General features: G+C 45.6%; 10 protein-coding genes. 8 read left to right on the top strand and 2 right to left on the bottom strand.

The genetic code is table 11. The annotated features are described in order from the left end of the window. Nucleotides 1-75: 75 nt before the first annotated feature. Nucleotides 76-1,539, top strand: coding sequence for a hypothetical protein (locus AC07NA_RS16530; RefSeq protein ID WP_494898699.1), 1,464 nt, complete (start codon nt 76-78; stop codon nt 1,537-1,539). Here the strand turns inward: AC07NA_RS16530 and AC07NA_RS16525 are convergent. Both AC07NA_RS16525 and AC07NA_RS16520 read right to left on the bottom strand, forming a co-directional pair. Further along, a complete protein-coding gene (locus tag AC07NA_RS16525) occupies nt 1,536-2,411 on the bottom strand; it encodes a hypothetical protein (RefSeq protein WP_494898698.1) in 876 nt (291 codons plus the stop codon). The two genes, AC07NA_RS16530 and AC07NA_RS16525, sit on opposite strands and share 4 nt — an antisense overlap. A 12-nt stretch (nt 2,412-2,423) precedes the next feature. Beyond that, complete coding sequence (locus AC07NA_RS16520; RefSeq protein ID WP_494898696.1) at nt 2,424-3,914, bottom strand: FAD-binding protein; 1,491 nt, start codon at nt 3,912-3,914, stop codon at nt 2,424-2,426. Nucleotides 3,915-4,451: 537 nt separating this feature from the next. Between AC07NA_RS16520 and AC07NA_RS16515 the strand changes: the two genes are divergently transcribed. From AC07NA_RS16515 to AC07NA_RS16485, 7 genes are all read left to right on the top strand, one after another. Further along, nucleotides 4,452-7,229 (top strand): substrate-binding domain-containing protein, encoded by a 2,778-nt coding sequence (locus tag AC07NA_RS16515; RefSeq protein ID WP_494898694.1) that lies wholly within the window; start codon nt 4,452-4,454, stop codon nt 7,227-7,229. 761 nt (nt 7,230-7,990) lie between these two features. Further along, nucleotides 7,991-9,316, top strand: coding sequence for a sugar porter family MFS transporter (locus AC07NA_RS16510; protein ID WP_494898692.1), 1,326 nt, complete (start codon nt 7,991-7,993; stop codon nt 9,314-9,316). A 17-nt stretch (nt 9,317-9,333) separates the two neighbouring features. Beyond that, nucleotides 9,334-10,212, top strand: coding sequence for a carbohydrate kinase family protein (locus AC07NA_RS16505; protein WP_494898691.1), 879 nt, complete (start codon nt 9,334-9,336; stop codon nt 10,210-10,212). Nucleotides 10,213-10,234: 22 nt separating this feature from the next. Next, complete coding sequence (locus AC07NA_RS16500) at nt 10,235-13,324, top strand: SusC/RagA family TonB-linked outer membrane protein (RefSeq protein WP_494898690.1); 3,090 nt, start codon at nt 10,235-10,237, stop codon at nt 13,322-13,324. Between the two features lie 21 nt (nt 13,325-13,345). Next, nucleotides 13,346-15,061, top strand: coding sequence for a RagB/SusD family nutrient uptake outer membrane protein (locus tag AC07NA_RS16495; protein WP_494898689.1), 1,716 nt, complete (start codon nt 13,346-13,348; stop codon nt 15,059-15,061). A gap of 149 nt (nt 15,062-15,210) precedes the next feature. After that, nucleotides 15,211-16,860, top strand: coding sequence for a glycoside hydrolase family 32 protein (locus AC07NA_RS16490; RefSeq protein ID WP_494898687.1), 1,650 nt, complete (start codon nt 15,211-15,213; stop codon nt 16,858-16,860). Between the two features lie 213 nt (nt 16,861-17,073). Then, nucleotides 17,074-18,888, top strand: a complete 1,815-nt coding sequence (locus AC07NA_RS16485; RefSeq protein ID WP_494898686.1) for a glycoside hydrolase family 2 protein — start codon at nt 17,074-17,076, stop codon at nt 18,886-18,888. The last annotated feature ends 1 nt before the right edge of the window (nt 18,889 follow it).

Raw genomic sequence — 18,889 nt, 5'->3', positions numbered from 1 at the left:
TGACTAATCACAAATTTATTTTAAGTTTATGTAAATAAGCCTGCATTAGCATACCGTATTCCTAAACGTTTTACAATGACCCATCAACCCGAAACAGATACCCTTAGTTATGGCCTTCCCGTGGTTAATTACCATTTCGCGGGCGACGATATTTTTGTGATCAGTGACCTGCATCTGGCCGAGGGCAAGGATAAAGATGGTAATTATAACGGCGCGGAGAACTTTTTTGCCGATGCTTCTTTTCAGCGGTTCATCCACCGGTTAATGCAAAAACGAAAGGAGGGATCGGGCATGCTGATCATCAACGGCGACATGATAGATTATTTGCGGATTGGCCGGGTACCTGTGAGCGATGCCGATTTTACGCAGTGGCAGCAAGCCCTTGCCGCTATCGGTATCAGCAAAACCAAGCCGGAACTTACTAAAGCCGTAAACGATAAGGAACGAAAGTACGGCCTTAAAACAGACGATTATAAATCGGTATGGAAACTGCTGTTGTGCGCCGGGGGGCATGCTGTAGTGTTTGCCAGCCTGGGCGAATGGCTTGCGGGAGGCAACAAGCTGGTTATTGTAAAGGGTAACCACGATTTGGAATGGTACTGGCCTGCCGTGCGTAACTATATGGATCATTTAATGGCGCAAAACATAGCGGCACGGGCAACCATCAGCGCCGCCGAGGCGATGGATAAATACGTGCGGCCTAACCTAAGTTATGTTGACGACAGCTTTATCATCAACAACGAAATTTATGTAGAACATGGCCACCGTTACGAAAAATTCACCAGTGTTGACGGCCCCGCACAGTTGGAAAACTGTGATGAACTGAACCTGCCCTTCGGCTCGTTCTTTAACCGTTACCTGATTAACCGTATCGAGCTATCGTACCCCTACATTGATAACGTAAGGCCGAGCGAGAACATACTGCCGGTGCTGATACAGGAACGCTTTCCGCTGGCGGTAAAAATGCTGTTTCACTATTTGCCGTTTACCTTAATGGTGATACCCAAACGGCAGTATAAGTACGCGCTGAAATATCTTTTCCAGTTTTTACTGTTCATCGCCTTGCCTATTGTACTGGCTGGTTTGGTACTGTGGAGTTCGATAGGTTCATCAATAAAACTGCCCGAGTTTTCGGGAATTGGTAAGATGATCTTTAACGTGGTGAAGAGTTTGTCGCTATTGATACTGTCGTACTTCATGAGCCGGTTATTCGCCATGTTGCAGCTAAGTTCATCGGGCGGATTGAGCGAATTTGCCGCGAAATTATTTGAACGGAATAAGCACCTCAAACTGGTAACGTTTGGGCACACGCATAATCCGCAGCAAAAATCAATGCCGGGTGCTGCTCAAAAATACTATAACACCGGTACCTGGATGCCCGTTTTTGAAAACAACGCCGCCAGTGTACGGCTCGATAAAACGTATACCCTGCTGCACATCACGCTTAATGCCGCAGGCAGCCTCAACCGCTCGCAACTCATCCGCTGGAACGATGATGCCCTGCGGATAGATGAGCAGGTGCTGATTGAGCGTATTTAGTTTATACCCTGCGTAGCTAACGTACGGCGCAAAAGTGGTTCAAGATCCTCCTGCTGGCTTTGATCGCGGATGTTATTAGTAAGAGTGTCATATACTGTTTGATCTTGTATTTTATCAATATGGTAAGTTAGTATTTTTACTATACGTGCGTATTTGCGTCGTTGAAACCAAACAAAAGCAATAATAATTAGTGCTGCAATGGTTAAAGCTGCAATTAACCAGTAAGCGTGTTTTTGAATATAATCTACATTACCTTTAACAATATGATCAATGCGTTTAGTAAGCGTATCAATTGTTGGCTGTAAAGCGCCGCTAACCAGTCTCTGTGCTTTTTGAGTTGTATTTTCACTTAATATTGAAGTTAACGCCGAGTCTATTTTGGCTTTCGTTACAGGGGTTTTGAGTGTGTCAAGCGCTCGTATTAGCATATTGCTCAGCAAGTCTTTGGTTTGCCTGTTCAGTGAGTTTGTGAGCTTGATTAGTGTCGTATCTAAAAGGTTTATGTCGCCGTTTAATCGCCCTATTTGCCAATGTACATTGTTACCTATTTTTTTAATTTGTAAACTGGTAGTATCACCAATGAGGTTGATGGCGCGCATCAGTTTGTGGATATCCGGATTAAGAGTATCGATGGACCCTTTAAGGGCATTTGTTAATCTCATGATAGCCACTTTAGAGCTATCTGATAATCCCAATATCACATTTCGCCCAATGCTACGGCTTAAAGAATCAGTTGCCGGTTTTGCCTTTCTGATTACCGGACTTATATCAATTTTGCCTATTTGGCCTTGTAAGTTGCATGAGGATAAACTGATTAGCCATGCTGATGCAGCAAATAACATCAATAATTTGATAAAGCGATTGGTTTTCATGATTATGGTTTTTTAGTGTAAGGTTTCTTTGGCGATAATTCGGCAGCGTTCGGTAAAGTTGTTTTCAAAGGTGCCCTTTTTGCAAAAGCGGCGATAGTTGGCCATCCATTTATAAAATTGAGGATAGAGTTTGTCCAGCGTATGGTCCCCAATGCCTACATGGTTATACTGGCCCCAATGGGGGACGCCGCCATAGCGGTACATATCGTGCTCAATGCGCGATAATATTTCTTCGCCGCCAACTGTGCCTTTCAGCACCGGGAACTCTATCATACATACAAAATCATCCTTCGCCCCGTATTGCATAGCCAGGTAATGCGCGCTCGTTTTTACAAAGCGGAGCGAAAAAGGCGAGGTAATATATTGTTCACCGTCGGCGGCTATCTGCCCAAAAATTACAAAAAGCGCCTCAACCGCCTGCTGGTAGCTTGCCGACGGAAAAGCGATCTCCAGCGAGTAAGCAGCTATATTATTGGCCTTACCCAGATCGAGCACCTTAAAACTTTTATCAATATAACAACCATCGCGCAGGGTTTTTAGCGAAGCCTGTATAAGGTAGGGGGTAGATTTAGGGAAGGTATTAAACAGAAAACGCAATATAGCGTTCAGTAAAAAATTGGGCATCAGCCAGCCCACCAGCGTATAAAACCATGCCCTGTGCAGCCTGAACCAGGATGTGGATGTTTCGGGCTCGCAAATATTACGTTGCGTAATGAGGCAATCGTGGTCGCCTTTGGTATGGGTTTGGTAAGGGTTCAGCAAAACTTCGAGGTGGCGGTTAGCGCCCAATAACCCTTCACGATGTAGCTGTTTTTTTACCTTTTCCCAACTGCTAAAAGTTCGTTCTTCCTTTAATAAATAAGCATCGGTAACCTTCAATACCAAAGCGTAAGTAACACCCAAACAGCCCATACTCACTACAGACGAAAAGAACGCCTCGTCATCCTGAATAAGCGTAACCGGGATACTGCCCAACTGTATGGGCGCTGCCGAAATTCCTTGTCTGCGTTCTATATGAAAAACCTCACCGTTTTCGCCTATCATCACCACCGCCTCCACCAAACTCGCCAGCGAACCCAGCGTAATACCCGAGCCATGTGTAGCCGTTGAAATGGCCCCGGCAATGGTTTGCCCGGTGTAGGCACCCATGTTGGGCAATGCCAGTTTGCGGGCATCAAGCGCGGCATTCAGCTGCTTTATCAGTAGGCCGCATTCGCATACAAATAGGTGCGCGGTATCCGTGCCCGGCAATGTGTTAAGCAGATCGGTACTTAATATTTTGTTTAATTTATGCGTGTTGATCAAAAAATCGCGCGTGAGCGCAATGTCAGAAAACGAGTGTCCCGAACCTACCGCCTTTACCTTGTACCCCCTTTTTTCAGCTTCGCGAATAATCGTGATCACCTCCTGAGGCGTAGTAGGCTGAAAGTAGCCCAAAGGGTGCCCTACCTGTAGGTCGACACAGTTTTTCCAAACTTTTTTTAATCGTTGAGCTTTGATCATGTGGAAGGTAATTGGTTGTTATTTAGACTATTAAGTTACAAATAAATTTAATTAATACAAATATTTATAACGAAGAGTGTTTTTACGGGTTTTGATATTTTACCTGCCTGTTTTGGTTTAAAACACGAGGGGGAATCGTTTTTGAAACATTGCGCAACGGAATTGTAGCGTATCGACTCACCCCGACATCGCTTCGCTCGTCACCCCTCTCTCCGCAAGCGGAAAGAGGGGTTTGTATTTTTATTTTTTTCAGCCCTCTTTACGGCAAAGCCGGAGAGAGGGCGGTCCAGCGAAGCGTAGACCGGGTGAGTTAGCTATGCGATTTGCTTTGCTACAGGAGCCATTTTTAACTTTTCGTCCTTAAATTGGCAGCTATGCTCTCAAGAGGGGGAATAAAACTTCAAAAGCGATTTCCCTGCATAAACACATCTTAATTGGCTATACTAATTTCTTTTATATAACTTTAGAGATTAAGTTTGCGGCATACCAATTATAGTATCGTTAATTAAACCTGTCCGGCTTTAACTTGTATCAATTATGTTCAGCTGTCCATCGTACATGGGTTTTGTAAAAAGAGTATTGCTTTGGCTGCTGGTAGCGGTAACTGTTACGGCCTGCCACCGGGAAAAGGTTAAATCAACCTATACCATCGGTTTTTCGCAATGCGTGGGTACAGATCTGTGGCGCAAAACCATGCTGGATGAGATGAAGATGGAGCTCTCTTTACACCCCGGTGTAAAGTTTTTATACAGCGATGCCCAAAACAGCAGCGCCCGGCAAATATCGCAGGTGCGGGTAATGTTGCGGAAGGGGATAGACCTGCTGGTTATTTCGCCAAACGAGGCGCAACCGCTTACCGCCGTGGTAGAGGAGGCCTATAATAAGGGCATCCCCGTAATAGTTATCGACCGTAAAACATCCTCAACCCTTTACACCGCTTATGTGGGTGCCGATAATTATCAGCTTGGCAAAATGGCCGGGGAGTACCTGGGCAGTACTTTAAAAGGCGATGCATCGGTATTGGAAGTAATGGGTTTACCCGGTTCATCACCGGCCATTGAGCGCGACAGGGGTTTTTACGATGGCATAAAAAGATTCAGCAATATCCGCATAGCGGCAAAAGTATATGGCGACTGGCTTAAACCCAATACGCAACGCCAGCTGCATAAAATAAAGGCCGAACTGCCCGCTATTACCGCAGTATTTGCGCATAACGATGTAATGGCATCAGGCGTGCGTGAAGTGTTCAACGGTCTTAAATTATCGCCCGGGTTAAAAATTGTAGGGGTTGATGCCCTGCCCGGTCCCGGCGGCGGTTTGCAAAAAGTGAGCGATAAGGTGATTGATGCCAGCGTGTTATACCCTACAGGTGGTAAGGAAGCCATTGTTACCGCTTTCCGCATCTTGAACAAGGAGCCTTTTTCGCGCGAGAATATTCTGCAATCGTTAATTATTGATTCGGCCAATGTGCAGTTGATGAAAATGCAGTGGGCACGGGTAAACAGTCAGCAAAAAGATATTGAAAGGCAGCAGGAACTTATTGAGGAACAACAGGGCATATACAACAGCCAGCAGGTGATACTGAACATTACGGTGATCACACTGGTGCTTACCATCATATTCGGCGGACTGGCATTCTTTTCGTTAATGGAGAACCGCAAGATCAATAAAAGTTTGGCCGCCAAAAACGACGAGATCTTGTCGCAGCGTAATCAGCTGATAGAAATGTCGGTAAAGGCGGAGGCGGCTACCGAGGCCAAGCTGAACTTCTTCACCAATGTATCGCACGAGTTTCGCACGCCATTAACCCTCATACTTTCGCCTTTGCAGGATATGATGGCCAATGAGAAACTGGTATCACTTGCTGGCAAGAATATCCGGATGATCCATCAGAACAGTTACCGCCTGTTAAGGCTGGTGAACCAACTGATAGATTACCGCAAAATTGAGTACGATAAACAAATCATCAAGGCATCCGAAAATAACATAGTAGCCTTTGTGCGCGATGTGGTCGAAAATTTCAGGATGCACGCGCAAAAGCAGAATATCCACCTCAGCTTTTCAACCACCGAAAATGATATTCGCTGCTGGTTTGATGTTAATATGCTGGATAAGGTGTTTTTTAACCTGATTGCCAACGGCATAAAATTTAATAACGAACGCGGAAAAATCAAGGTAACCGTTATCCGCGAAGAGAACAATGTAGTTATACAGGTGCAGGATACCGGCGTGGGGATGGATGCCGAGGAACTTAAACAGGTTTTCGACCAGTTTTACCAGGCGGCGCACATGCCTTTAAATGGTTCGGGCATTGGCTTATCGCTTTCGCGCGAGATCGTTAACCTGCATCATGGTAATATACAGGTAGAAAGCGAAAAATGGAAAGGCAGCCGCTTTACCGTAACCCTGCCACTGGGCGAAACACACCTGTTGGCCGAAGAAAAAACCAATCAATCGGGCAATTGGGCCGATCTGGATGAGCGGTCGAAGGTGTTTAATTCCGACCTGAAAAAGATCCCGATGCTGAAGGAGAAAGATCCTTTAAGTGCGCCAAAAGAGTTTTCCATTTTAATTATTGAAGATAACACCGACCTGCTGCATTACCTCGAAGAAAAGTTTAGCGAATATTTTGAGGTTTATTGTGCCGGCAACGGTGCCGATGCCATATCGCAGGCTTATGAACATGTGCCCGACCTCATCATATCCGACGTGGTACTGCCAGGCGCATCGGGCAAGGAGCTTTCTAAGGGTTTAAAATCAGATATCCGTACCTCGCATATTCCTATTATTTTGCTTACTGCGCAGGGTAGTGTTGATCAGCAGATCTCTGGTATCAATGCCATGGCCGATCTGTATATCACCAAGCCTTTCAACTTTGATTTTCTGCTGGCCAACGTACGCAACCTCATTAAAAACCGCCGTATACTGAAAGATCACTTTACAAGCGATATCAGTCCGCTGGAAAAGGTATCGGTATCCAAAAGTATCGACAAGAAGTTCATCAATGATTTTGCCGGTATTGTAGAGCAAAACCTATCGAACGATAAATTCAGCGTTGATGATATTTGCAAGCTGATTGGTGTATCGCGCATACAGCTGTACCGCAAGGTAAAGGCCCTGCTGGGTTGCAGCATTACCGATTATATACTTAATCGCCGCCTAAAAAAGGCTACCTACCTGCTCAATAACGAAAACCTTACCATCGCCGAAATTACCTACATGGTTGGTTTTTCTAATCCTAACTATTTCGCCACCGTGTTTAAAGCAAAGTATGATTGTACGCCTACGGAGTATAAAAGGAAGGCTGTTTCTTAATCTTTTGTCATTGCGAACGAAGCAATCTTGTCGCATTTTGTGCTTCGTATATAAATCGCGTCATTGCGAGGAACGAAGCAATCTTTACGTAGGCTAAGCTTGTGCTGTAATTAACGTCAGCCTGCTCTTGGGCGCAGTGCCCCATTACTTTTGAGGGCAAAAGTAACAAAACCCTTGTCCAGCAAAAGGCTTCTTTGCCGCACATGGCCTATGCGCTGCCAAACCGTGCAGAACTTGGGGCTGGAACTTTTGCCCCGACGCTCATTTCCCAACCCACATGCAACAAGTTCCTATGCCCGCCTTTACGCACCATCCCACCACAGTTCTACCCGCTTTCGCCCGAAGCTGTTTGCTGACGAGAAAGCATTGCCGCATACCTTTTTGTCGAATAGCAAATGCCATTGCGCTCAAGCAGACTGCCGAAGGCTCCAGCACAAGCTTCACCAATATACCACTTCCCTTTTAATGTCAATACAAATCCCCCTGTGTAGTAACATACCCTCATAAACGGGCGGTAAAATGGCAAATCAATAAACACAGAGTGTAAAAAACACACCCTTGGCTGATGTAACATAAACAGAGAAATGATGTAACAGAAACGAATATCAGCGATAGTATATTAAGTGTATAAATTGTATGGTATTAATAATCAGTTAATTATAAACTGTCATAAATCTAATGGTTTTTGGTATAGATTCAATGTTGCACGGTAGCCCATCTGCCTAATTTGCGATCAGTAAACCAACTCCATTTTATTATTTATGAAGAAACATTCCGTACTGGCCTGGTCAATGGTCGTTGCCCTTGGTGGCTTTCTGTTCGGTTTCGATACCGCTGTTATATCCGGTGCCGAAAAAGCAATTCAGCAATATTGGCAACTTACTGTGGTCGAGCACGGGCTTACCATTTCTATCGCGTTATTCGGTACCGTTATAGGTTCGCTGCTGGGGGCTAAGCCGTCGGATATGTTCGGTCGTAAAAACACCTTGTACTTTGTAGCTGCCGCTTACCTGTTATCATCAATAGGTACCGCACTGGCCGAAAACTGGACGTTCTTTTTACTGTTCAGACTGCTGGGTGGCTTAGGCGTAGGCATTTCATCGGTTACCGCGCCAATATACATATCAGAGGTTTCACCGGCCGACAGGCGCGGCCGTTTGGTTGGTTTATTCCAGTTTAATGTAGTGCTGGGTATATTGGTGTCCTACCTGTCCAACTACCTCATCAGCCAGGGTGGCGAGGCCTCATGGCGCTGGATGCTGGGTGTACAGGCTTTCCCTTCGTTACTGTTTTTGGTGCTTATCTATTTTATACCCGAAAGCCCGCGCTGGCTCATCCTTAAAAAGAAAGATACCGTTACCGCGCTGGCCATTTTAAAGATCATCAACCCGCTTAACTGCGAGCAGGAACTGGCCGCCATTACCAGTGCTAATTTGCGGGAAGAAAAATCAAGTACCGGTCTTTTTTCGGGGCAGTATAAAACGCCTATTGTACTGGCGGTGCTGTTCGCTTTTTTCAATCAGGTATCGGGTATTAACGCCATAATTTACTATGCCCCGCGCATATTTGAAATGGCCGGTTTGGGTGCGCATTCCTCTTTGCTGTCAACTGTAGGTATAGGTATTATCAACTTTATATTCACGTTGCTGGGCATCAATATTATTGATAAAGTGGGTAGGCGCAAGCTGATGTTCGTTGGTTCGATGGGGCTGATCGCTTCGCTGTTTATGGTGGCGTTCACTTTTCAAACGGGTAATTTCAGCGGATTCGCTATCCCGGTTTACATGATGATCTTCATCGCGTTCTTCGCTTTTTCACAGGGCGCGGTGATCTGGGTGTTCATCTCCGAAATTTTCCCGAACCAGGTGCGTGCCAAAGGACAAACCCTTGGCAGCTCAACCCACTGGGTAATGGCGGCAATTATCGCCTTTTGTTTTCCGTACCTGGCCGAATCGCTTGGCGGGGCTATCACCTTTTCCTTCTTCGGTTTTATGATGGTTTGCCAGCTCATCTTCGTATGGAAGTTTATGCCCGAAACCAAAGGCCGCTCGCTGGAGCAGATTGAAAGTAACCTGGTTATGCACTAATTATCAATATAAAAAAGATGAACACTGTTTTTTGTTATGGCGAAATGTTGTGGGATATGCTGCCCGATGGCCCGCAGCCCGGCGGCGCGCCACTTAACGTAGCCTATCACCTGAGTAAAATGGGCATCCCGGCAGGTATTATCAGCAGGGTTGGTGCCGATGATAACGGAGCCGCGCTCATTGAGCTGGCAACCCAATGGGGGCTGGATGCCGACTTTATTCAAACCGACGATTTAAAAGACACCAGCAAAGCCGTTGCAAAAATGAACGGAACCGAGGTGACCTACGATATACTGCAAAACGTTGCCTGGGATTTTATTGAAACCAACGCCGCTATTAAAAAAGAAGTTAAGGCAGCGCCTTACCTTATTTATGGCAGCCTGGCATCAAGGAACGATGTATCGCGCGATAGCTTGTTTGAACTGCTGAGCATTGGCAACACCAATGTGTTTGATGTAAACCTGCGTGCGCCGCACTATACCCGCGATATACTGGAGAAACTGCTAACCGCTGCCGATATAGTAAAGTTTAACCAGGATGAATTGGGGATTGTTTACGGTTTCTATTTTACTGAGGATGCCGATGAAGCCGCGAAAGTAGCCTTCATAATGGGCGAATTTGCCATTGCCGAGGTACTGGTTACCAAGGGTGCGCATGGCGCATCGTATTATAATGCCGGTGGCGCGTGGCATGTAAGCTCTTTCCAGGTAAGCGTTGCCGATACCATTGGTAGCGGCGACTCCTTTTTAGCCGCCTTTATTGCTAACCACAGCAAGGGCGAAAACCCCGGCACAACACTTCGTAAGGCTATGGCAATGGGCTGCTTTATAGCAACGAAAAAAGGAGGTTGTCCGGATTATAACCTTAATGATTACCAGCTTTTTTTAAACCAATAAATTACCAAAACCAATAAATTAAATGAGAAAACTAATACTTTTTTGCTGTTTGCTGATAGCGATGGCACGAAGCGGGTTTGCACAAACCCAGAACATTTCGGGCGTGGTGACTGATAAGTCGACCTCGGCTCCTTTTGAGGGCGTAACCGTAACTATTGTTGAAACCCAAAAGGCCACAGTTACCGATGCCTCGGGTAAATTCACTATTCAGGCGGAAATTGGGCAAAGCCTGCAATTCAATTTTGTGGGTGCGCAAAGCGTTACCCGTAAAATTACCGATGGTAAAGCGCTCTCCGTGCAAATGGAATCGAGCAACATTAACCTGAACGAGATTGTAGTTACCGGTTACCAGAAAGAGCGTAAGAAAGATTTAACCGGCGCGGTATCTGTAGTAAAAGTGAGCGACATTAAGGATATCCCGCTGGGTAACCCCATGAAGGCCTTACAGGGCAGGGTAGCCGGTGTAACGGTAAGTACGGATGGTAATCCGGGCGGCGGCGCTACCGTGCGCATAAGGGGTATAGGTACTTTGGGTAATAACGATCCGCTGTATGTAATTGATGGTGTGCCTACCAAACGCGGGTTGCAGGAACTGAACCCTAACGACGTGGAATCGATACAGGTATTGAAAGACGCGTCGGCAGCATCCATCTATGGCTCGCGGGCGGCTAATGGGGTTATCATTGTAACCACCAAACGCGCTAAAAATGGGGTAAGCCGCATCAACTTTGGCGCTTCCACATCGTTACAGTTCAATACCTCTAAGCTGGATGTGCTGAATACTGATCAGCGCGGCCGCGCTTACTGGCAGGCCGCTGTTAACGATAAGCAAAACCCTAACCTTAATTCCACCTATCAGTACGATTGGAATAATAATTTCGACAGCCCTACACTGAACAGGGTAATTTTGCCCGAGTTTTTGGATGCAGCCAAAACCATGAAACCTGCCGATACACGCTGGTTTGATGAAATTTCGCAAACATCGGTAGTGCAGCAGTATAACCTCGATATATCTAACGGTACCGAAAAAAGCAATTCATTCTTCTCGGTAAGTTATTATGATAATAAGGGGATCATCAAGGAGTCGCAAAACAAAAAAATAACGGCGCGTTTCAATTCAGATTATACACTGTTCAACGGGCGTTTAAAGATCGGCGAAAACTTTTCGGCTTCTTACGTACGCAATACCTTATTGCCTATAGGCGATATTACAGGCCTTTCAGTGATCGATTTCTCGATCATCCCGGTGCATACTATTGATGGCGGCTGGGGCGGCCCGGCGGCTGGTATGGCCGACAGGCAAAACCCGGTAAGGTTAATTGAAGATAATAAACAAAATAAAGATCACCTGGGCCGGGTATTCGGTAACGCTTACGCTGATCTTAAAATATTACCAAACCTAAGCTTATCAACCAATTACGGTATTGACTATGCCGCAGGTTTCAACCGTACCATCCGTAAATCGTATGTGTCGGGTTATTTGGTCGATCCATCTAACCAGGTAGGAACATCGGCCTCTTACGATGGCAACCTGATATGGAAGAACCAACTGACCTACAACCTGGCCTTAAACAAGCATAAAATTGATGTGCTGGTAGCCCACGAGCAAATCAAGGTAATGAACCGTAACTTTTTTGGCAGCAGGCAAGGCTATGCTTTGGAAACATTAGACTATGCTTACCTGAGCTCGGGTTCAACCAATAAGGATAACGGCGGCGGCGGTTCAGGCAATGCCTTGCTGTCATACTTCGGCAGGGTTAACTACTCGTTTAACGATCGTTATATCGCATCGGTAACCTTACGCCGTGATGGTTCATCGCGCTTTGGTAGCAACAACCGCTTTGGTACGTTCCCGGCAGCATCGGTAGGCTGGCGCGTGAGCGAGGAGTCTTTTATAAAAGATAACCTGCCCTTTATATCCGATTTGAAACTAAGATACGGCTGGGGTAAAACCGGTAACCAGGAGATTGACAACTACGCCAATTATTCATTATACACACCAATATACGGTACCAACCCAACAGGTAGTTACGATGGTGGTACGGCGTATGATATCGGCGGAAATGGTACAGGTCAGCTACCATCAGGCTTTGTGCTGATACAAACCGGTAACCCTGATATAAGATGGGAAGATAAAACCGAAAATAACTACGGTATTGATTTTGGTTTGTTCAATAATAAAGTATCCGGGTCTATAGATTACTTTACAAAAAATACCACCGGTATATTGATCAGCCCGGCTTATCTGGCTGTAAAAGGCGATGGCGGTAAACGCTTTGCCAACGGTGCATCGGTATATAACAAAGGTTTAGAGTTTGTGCTCAACTATTCCACTACCATAAATCGCGACTGGAATATCGACCTTTCGGGTAATATATCTACCTATCGTAATAAAATTACCGATCTGCCTTCGGAAGTGTTAACCTCGTATCCGGGTAACGGAACCGATAAAACCATTTTAGGCCGCTCGGTAAATTCAATGTTCGGTTACGTGGCCGATGGTATTTTCCAGAACCAGGGCGAAGTAGATGGCTCGGCAACGCAGCCGGGTAAAGGCATTGGCCGCATGCGCTACAAAGACCTAAACGGCGATAACATTATTGATGATAAAGACAGGGATTATATAGGCAGCGGCGACCCTGATTTTGTTTGTGGTTTAAACGCCAATATCACTTACAAAAATTTCGATTTCGCTTTCTTTATCCAGGGGATAAAAGGCAATGATGTAAACAACGGTAATAAATACCTTACCGATTTTTCTTCACTGGCACCGGGTGCCAATTGGGGTTCGAGGGTGCTAAACGCCTGGACACCTCAAAACACCGGCTCAACCATACCTGCGCTAACCACGGTTGACAGGAATAACGAAGGTCGTTTTTCAACCTACTTTATTGAAAGCGGCTCATACCTGAAGTTAAGGAACATTCAGCTGGGGTATAACTTTAAGGGCTTATTAAGCAAATACAAGGTTCAAAATGCCCGCGTATTTATACAGGCTAATAACCTGGTTACCCTTAAGTCAAAATCATTTACCGGGCCCGATCCTGAAAACCCGGGCAATGGGTTCCCTATACCGGTAATTACTTCATTAGGTGTTAACATTTCATTTTAAAGTTTAAAGAAGATCAAAGCGATGAAAAAGAATATATTAATAGCGGCAATGCTTTGCCTGCTTTTCACATCCTGCAAAAAATACCTCGATGAACAGCCGCAAGGCTCAGTTTCGGGCGAAACCCTGAATACCCCCGAAAATGTTGATAAAATGCTGATAGCTGCCTATTCGGCATTAGGTAACGATGCCTGGATCACGCCGTATTCGGATATGTGGTCGTTGGGCAGTATCCGCAGCGGCGATGCCTATAAAGGCGGCGATGGCCCCGGTGATGTGGGCGATTTTCATGCCTATGAAACCTTTGCGCTTAACCGTGTAGATTTAGGTGCTACTGATAATATGTGGTTCAGGCTGTACATTGGCGTTGGCCGTGCAAATGATGCCTTGGGGCGTATCAATGCTATATCAGAGGCTGAATATCCTAACAAGGTATCGCGCCAGGCCGAAGCCCGTTTTTTAAGGGCGCATTTTTATTTTTTACTTAAAATGCTTTATAAACGTATCCCTTATATTGACGAAACCATTGATAAGCCGGGTTATGATACGGTATCGAACAGGAGTTTTTCGAGCGATCAGCTATGGTCAAAAATAGCGGCCGATTTCAGGTTCGCGGCTGATAACCTGCCTGCTACGCAAACGGATAAGGGGCGTATTAATAAATACGCGGCTAAAGCTTACCTGGCTAAAACGCTGCTTTACCAGGCCTATACGCAGGATGACAATAACAACGTAACCGGTATTGATAAACCCAAGCTGGAGGAAGTAAATACCTTAACCGGCGAAGTAATAGCGGGTCCGTACTCGTTGTATACTGATTATGCCAACAACTTTCTGTCGCAGTTTGATAACGGCTCCGAATCGGTATTCGCTATCCAGTATTCGTTGGACGACGGAACGCCTTTCGGCCGGGTTGATAACGGGCACTCGTTAAATTACCCCATGAACAAGGAGTACGGTTGCTGCGGTTTCCATGTGCCAAGTTATAATCTTATCAACTCGTTTGTTACCACAGGGCAGGGTATCCCGGATTTTGACGGCTTTAACAATAACGAGATAGGTAAGAACGGCGATTACAAAACCAAATCTTTTGACCCCCGTTTGGATCATACCGCGGCCATCCCCGGCCACCCGTATAAATACAAACCCGATTTTATTTATCAAAATACATGGTCGCGCGCGCCACAAATTTACGGGCCTATGCTGAGCCTGAAAGAAGCCGTACTTTATGACGATCCGGCATTTAAACGCTTCCCGCCATTTATGTCGAGCGCCAAAAACTGGATGGTGATACGCCTGGCCGATGTAATACTTATGAAGGCTGAAGCCCTGATAGAGCTGGGCCGCGAACAGGAAGCCCTTCCGCTCATCAACTCCATACGTACCCGCGCGGCAAACAGTACCGCCAAACTGAAAATGACGGATGGCACCGCTACATCGAACTATAAAGTTGATACCTACAAGCCGGGCGTTAACTGCACCTGGACAAATGATTACGCAAGGCAGGCCCTGCGCTACGAAAGGCGTTTGGAATTTGCTATGGAAGGTTACCGTTTCTTTGATTTAGTGCGCTGGGGCATTGCCGCAGAATACTTAAATACCTATTTTGCAAAAGAGAAATCGAGAGTAACACACCTGAACGACGCTTTGTTTAAAAAGAACAGGGATGAGTACTTACCAATACCGTTAAACCAAATTAACTTTAGTAAAGGATTATACAAACAGAATAGCGGTTGGTAAACTATGCTGTCAAAATATTAAAAATCAGCGGTGCCTGCCATTATTTACATGGCGGGCACAACTGATAAATATAAATGCCGGTAAGTAGAATAACTAACAAGCAAAGAACACATACAGGAATAATAAAATTCATACTTTATATAACTATTATGAAAATCCAATTTAAAGCAATCATGGCAGCCTGTTTACTGCTATGTATTTCGGTACCGTTACTGGCGGCTGATATTAATATCAAGATCAGTAAACGGTACCTTAACCTCCCGGTATCGCAGGCGCAGGCCCGCGGCACCATGCAGTTTAAAATAGGCAGCAAGGAAGAGCGCTCTTTCAAGATCAGGCTGGCTAAGGATGAGCCTCAATATTGGGTGTTTTGCGATGTAACCGCTTTAAAAGGCAAAACCATCAATATCAGTTATGACGGCGACGGCGCTGGCCTGAGCAAAATTTACCAGGACGATAAAATAGCCGGGCAGGATTCCATGTACCACGAAAAGAACCGCCCGCAGTTCCATTTCACCACCCGCCGCGGCTGGATCAACGACCCTAACGGTTTGATCTTTTTCGAGGGCGAATACCACCTTTTCTACCAGCATAACCCTTATGAAAGAGAGTGGGAAAACATGTCGTGGGGGCACGCGGTAAGTAAAGACATGATCCATTGGGAAGAGTTGCCAACTGCCTTAACTCCGGATAACCTGGGTACCATGTTCTCGGGCTCGGCGGTAATTGATTATGATAACACTGCCGGTTTTAATAAAGGCAATACCCCGGCCATGATAGCCACTTATACCGCTAATTCAGATGCTAAACAGGTACAATGCATGGCTTACAGTTTAGATAAAGGCCGCACCTGGACAAAGTACAGCAAGAACCCGCTGATTGATTCGAAAGCTAAATGGAACAGCCAGGATACCCGCGACCCACGCGTGTTTTGGTACAAACCGGGCAAACACTGGGTGCTGGTGTTGAACGAGCGCGACGGCCATTCCATCTATAACTCAACCAACCTTAAAGACTGGACCTTTCAAAGCCACGTAACCGGTTTTTGGGAATGCCCCGATCTGTTTGAGTTACCTATTGATGGCGATAAAAGCAAAACAAAATGGGTAATGTACGGCGCGTCTAACACGTATATGATAGGCTCGTTCGATGGTAAAACCTTCAAGCCTGAAACGGGCAAATACTACTACGTTACCGGTACAATTTACGCCGCCCAAACCATTACCAATATGCCCGAAGCCGATGGCCGCAGGATACAAATTGGCTGGGGAAGGGTTAGTCACCCCGATATGCCGTTTAACGGAATGATGCTGTTGCCTACCGAACTTACCCTGAAAACCACTAAGGATGGTGTAAGGCTGTTCAGCGTGCCGGTTAAAGAAACCGAGCAATTGTTTGATAAGGTAAACCAGTGGAGCAACCTTAAAGAGGGTGATGCCAACGATAAGCTGAAGGAATATAATAACAGCGACCGCCTGCGCATCAAAACAACCATCAAACTATCGCATGCTACCAGCGCGGGCTTAAACCTGTTTGGCCAGCATATTATTGATTACGATATGAACTTCAATCTTATCAACGGTAAGTTTTATTCGCCGCAGGATATGACGAGCATGGAACTGACCGCCGATATTTATATCGACCGTACTTCAATAGAAGTATTTATTGATGGTGGTGCTTACTCATACTCAATAGAAAGGAAACCGGATTCGAAAAATACCGAGGGTTTCCATTTCTGGGGAACCAATATAGATGTTAAGAACCTGGAGGTATACACCGTAAAATCCATTTGGAAATAATTGTATGTTAAAGCTGAAAGCCGAAAGGTTAAAGCTGAAAGGTCAATGACTAATGACAAAATGCCGAATGACTAAATAATAAAAACGTCATCCCTTCGCTAAGTGATGACGTTTTTATTCTACATATTATATAGAAAGACAGTGCTGTTAATTTTTTATTTATAATATTGGGGTTTCCGATCGTAAATATTAAAAACCAACATTCATCTTGATATGACCAACTACCTCAAACTTTTTTCCCTGTCGTTATTGCTTGCTGCAAACTGTTGTACCAACGTTTTTGCACAGGCACCCAAGTTACCAACCCAATGGACAAAAGCGGCCATGGAGGCCGACATCCCTTTCCCCGAATACCCACGCCCGCAGCTGCAACGCGAGAAATGGCTATGCCTGAACGGCAAATGGGATTACCAGAGCGGAAAAGATGTGGCCAACGCGCTTAATCCTGCAAAACCTGTAGCTTTTGATGGCAAGGTGGATAAGATTTTGGTGCCTTATTGCCCGGAGTCGGTAATATCGGGGATACAGCGTAAACAGGAGATCAACATGTGGTACAGGCGCACGTTTGAAGTGCCTGCAAACTGGGGTAACAAACAGGTAATTATCCACTTTGATGGTGTTGACCATGACGCGACCGTGTTTATTAACGGACAAAAAGCCGGTTCACATGCAGGCGGGTACGATGCTTTCAGTTTTAACATCAGCCCGTACTTGAAGAAGGGCAGCAATACCATTGTGGTTGCCGCTTATGATCCTAATGATGGCCGGGCACCTTCGGGTAAGAACGGTCCGCGTGGCGATTATACTTTTTCATCAGGTATATGGCAAACCGTATGGTTGGAGCCGGTGAACAAAGCCCATATTAAAGGCATTAAACTATTGCCCGATTTGGCTAACAGTCGTTTAATTATTACCGTAAATGCCGATGCCAATGCCAAACTATCAGCCTCCGCGCTTGATGGCAGCAAGGTAGTTTCACAGGCAAAGGGTGTGGCCGGTACGGCTTTTTACCTGCCTATTAAGGATGCTAAATTATGGTCGCCCGATGAACCGTTTTTGTATAATCTGAAAATCTCCCTTACCAATAACGATGGCAGCGTTGCCGACGAGGTGAACAGCTATTTTGGCATGCGCGATATTAAATTGGGTAAGCTGAATGGTGTAATACGCCCGTTGCTGAACGGCAAATTTGTAATGCAGGTAGGCTTGCTGGATCAAGGTTACTGGCCCGATGGCATCTTAACCGCGCCTACCGAAGCTGCTTTAAAGTTTGATGTGGAGTTTACCAAAAAAGCGGGTTTCAACCTGATACGTAAACACATGAAGACCGAGCCTCAACGCTTTTACTACTGGGCAGATAAACTGGGTTTACTGGTTTGGCAGGATATGCCGGCCATATGGTATCAAAACGAAGATACACTGAAAACCCGCAAAGTTTTCCGCCATGAGTTAAAAGCGATAATAGACGATCATTACAATTCGCCGTCGATAATTACGTGGGTGCCTTTTAATGAAAACTGGGGCGCTTTCGATGTTAAAAATATCACCGATTGGGTTAAGCAATATGATCCTTCGCGTTTGGTGAATGGTAACTCGGGCTTTAATAATAATCCTGGTTATCAAAAAGCTTACGGCGACCCCGGCAATGGCGACTATGTGGATACGCATATCTATGTAGGCCCGAGGGATGCATCGGTACCTGATGATCATAGGGCGGCATCGTTGGGTGAGTTTGGCGGTGTAGGTCTTTTTGTACGCGACCATATGTGGCCGGTTGAAAATAACGCTTATGATTATGAGCCTACCAAAGCTGCATTGACAGATCGTTATGTTTTCCTGCTCGATCAGGTAGAGCAACTGATGAAATATAAAGGCCTCAGCGTGGCCGTGTATACCCAAACTACCGATGTGGAGCACGAGGTGAACGGCGTATTAACGTACGACCGTGCTTATGAAAAAATGGAAGTTGAACGCATAAAAGCCGTTAACGAGGCGGTAATAAAAGAAAGTTATAAACTGAATAAATAAC

It is taken from the genome of Mucilaginibacter sp. GW821-FHT07G05, assembly GCF_059418565.1.
This window is presented reverse-complemented; position numbering and strand designations above follow the sequence as displayed.

Coding starts and splice junctions, on each gene's coding strand:
- AC07NA_RS16530 (WP_494898699.1), top strand. CDS start 76: ATGACCCATCAACCCGAAACAGATACCCTTAGTTATGGCCTTCCCGTG.
- AC07NA_RS16525 (WP_494898698.1), bottom strand. CDS start 2,411: ATGAAAACCAATCGCTTTATCAAATTATTGATGTTATTTGCTGCATCA.
- AC07NA_RS16520 (WP_494898696.1), bottom strand. CDS start 3,914: ATGATCAAAGCTCAACGATTAAAAAAAGTTTGGAAAAACTGTGTCGAC.
- AC07NA_RS16515 (WP_494898694.1), top strand. CDS start 4,452: ATGTTCAGCTGTCCATCGTACATGGGTTTTGTAAAAAGAGTATTGCTT.
- AC07NA_RS16510 (WP_494898692.1), top strand. CDS start 7,991: ATGAAGAAACATTCCGTACTGGCCTGGTCAATGGTCGTTGCCCTTGGT.
- AC07NA_RS16505 (WP_494898691.1), top strand. CDS start 9,334: ATGAACACTGTTTTTTGTTATGGCGAAATGTTGTGGGATATGCTGCCC.
- AC07NA_RS16500 (WP_494898690.1), top strand. CDS start 10,235: ATGAGAAAACTAATACTTTTTTGCTGTTTGCTGATAGCGATGGCACGA.
- AC07NA_RS16495 (WP_494898689.1), top strand. CDS start 13,346: ATGAAAAAGAATATATTAATAGCGGCAATGCTTTGCCTGCTTTTCACA.
- AC07NA_RS16490 (WP_494898687.1), top strand. CDS start 15,211: ATGAAAATCCAATTTAAAGCAATCATGGCAGCCTGTTTACTGCTATGT.
- AC07NA_RS16485 (WP_494898686.1), top strand. CDS start 17,074: ATGACCAACTACCTCAAACTTTTTTCCCTGTCGTTATTGCTTGCTGCA.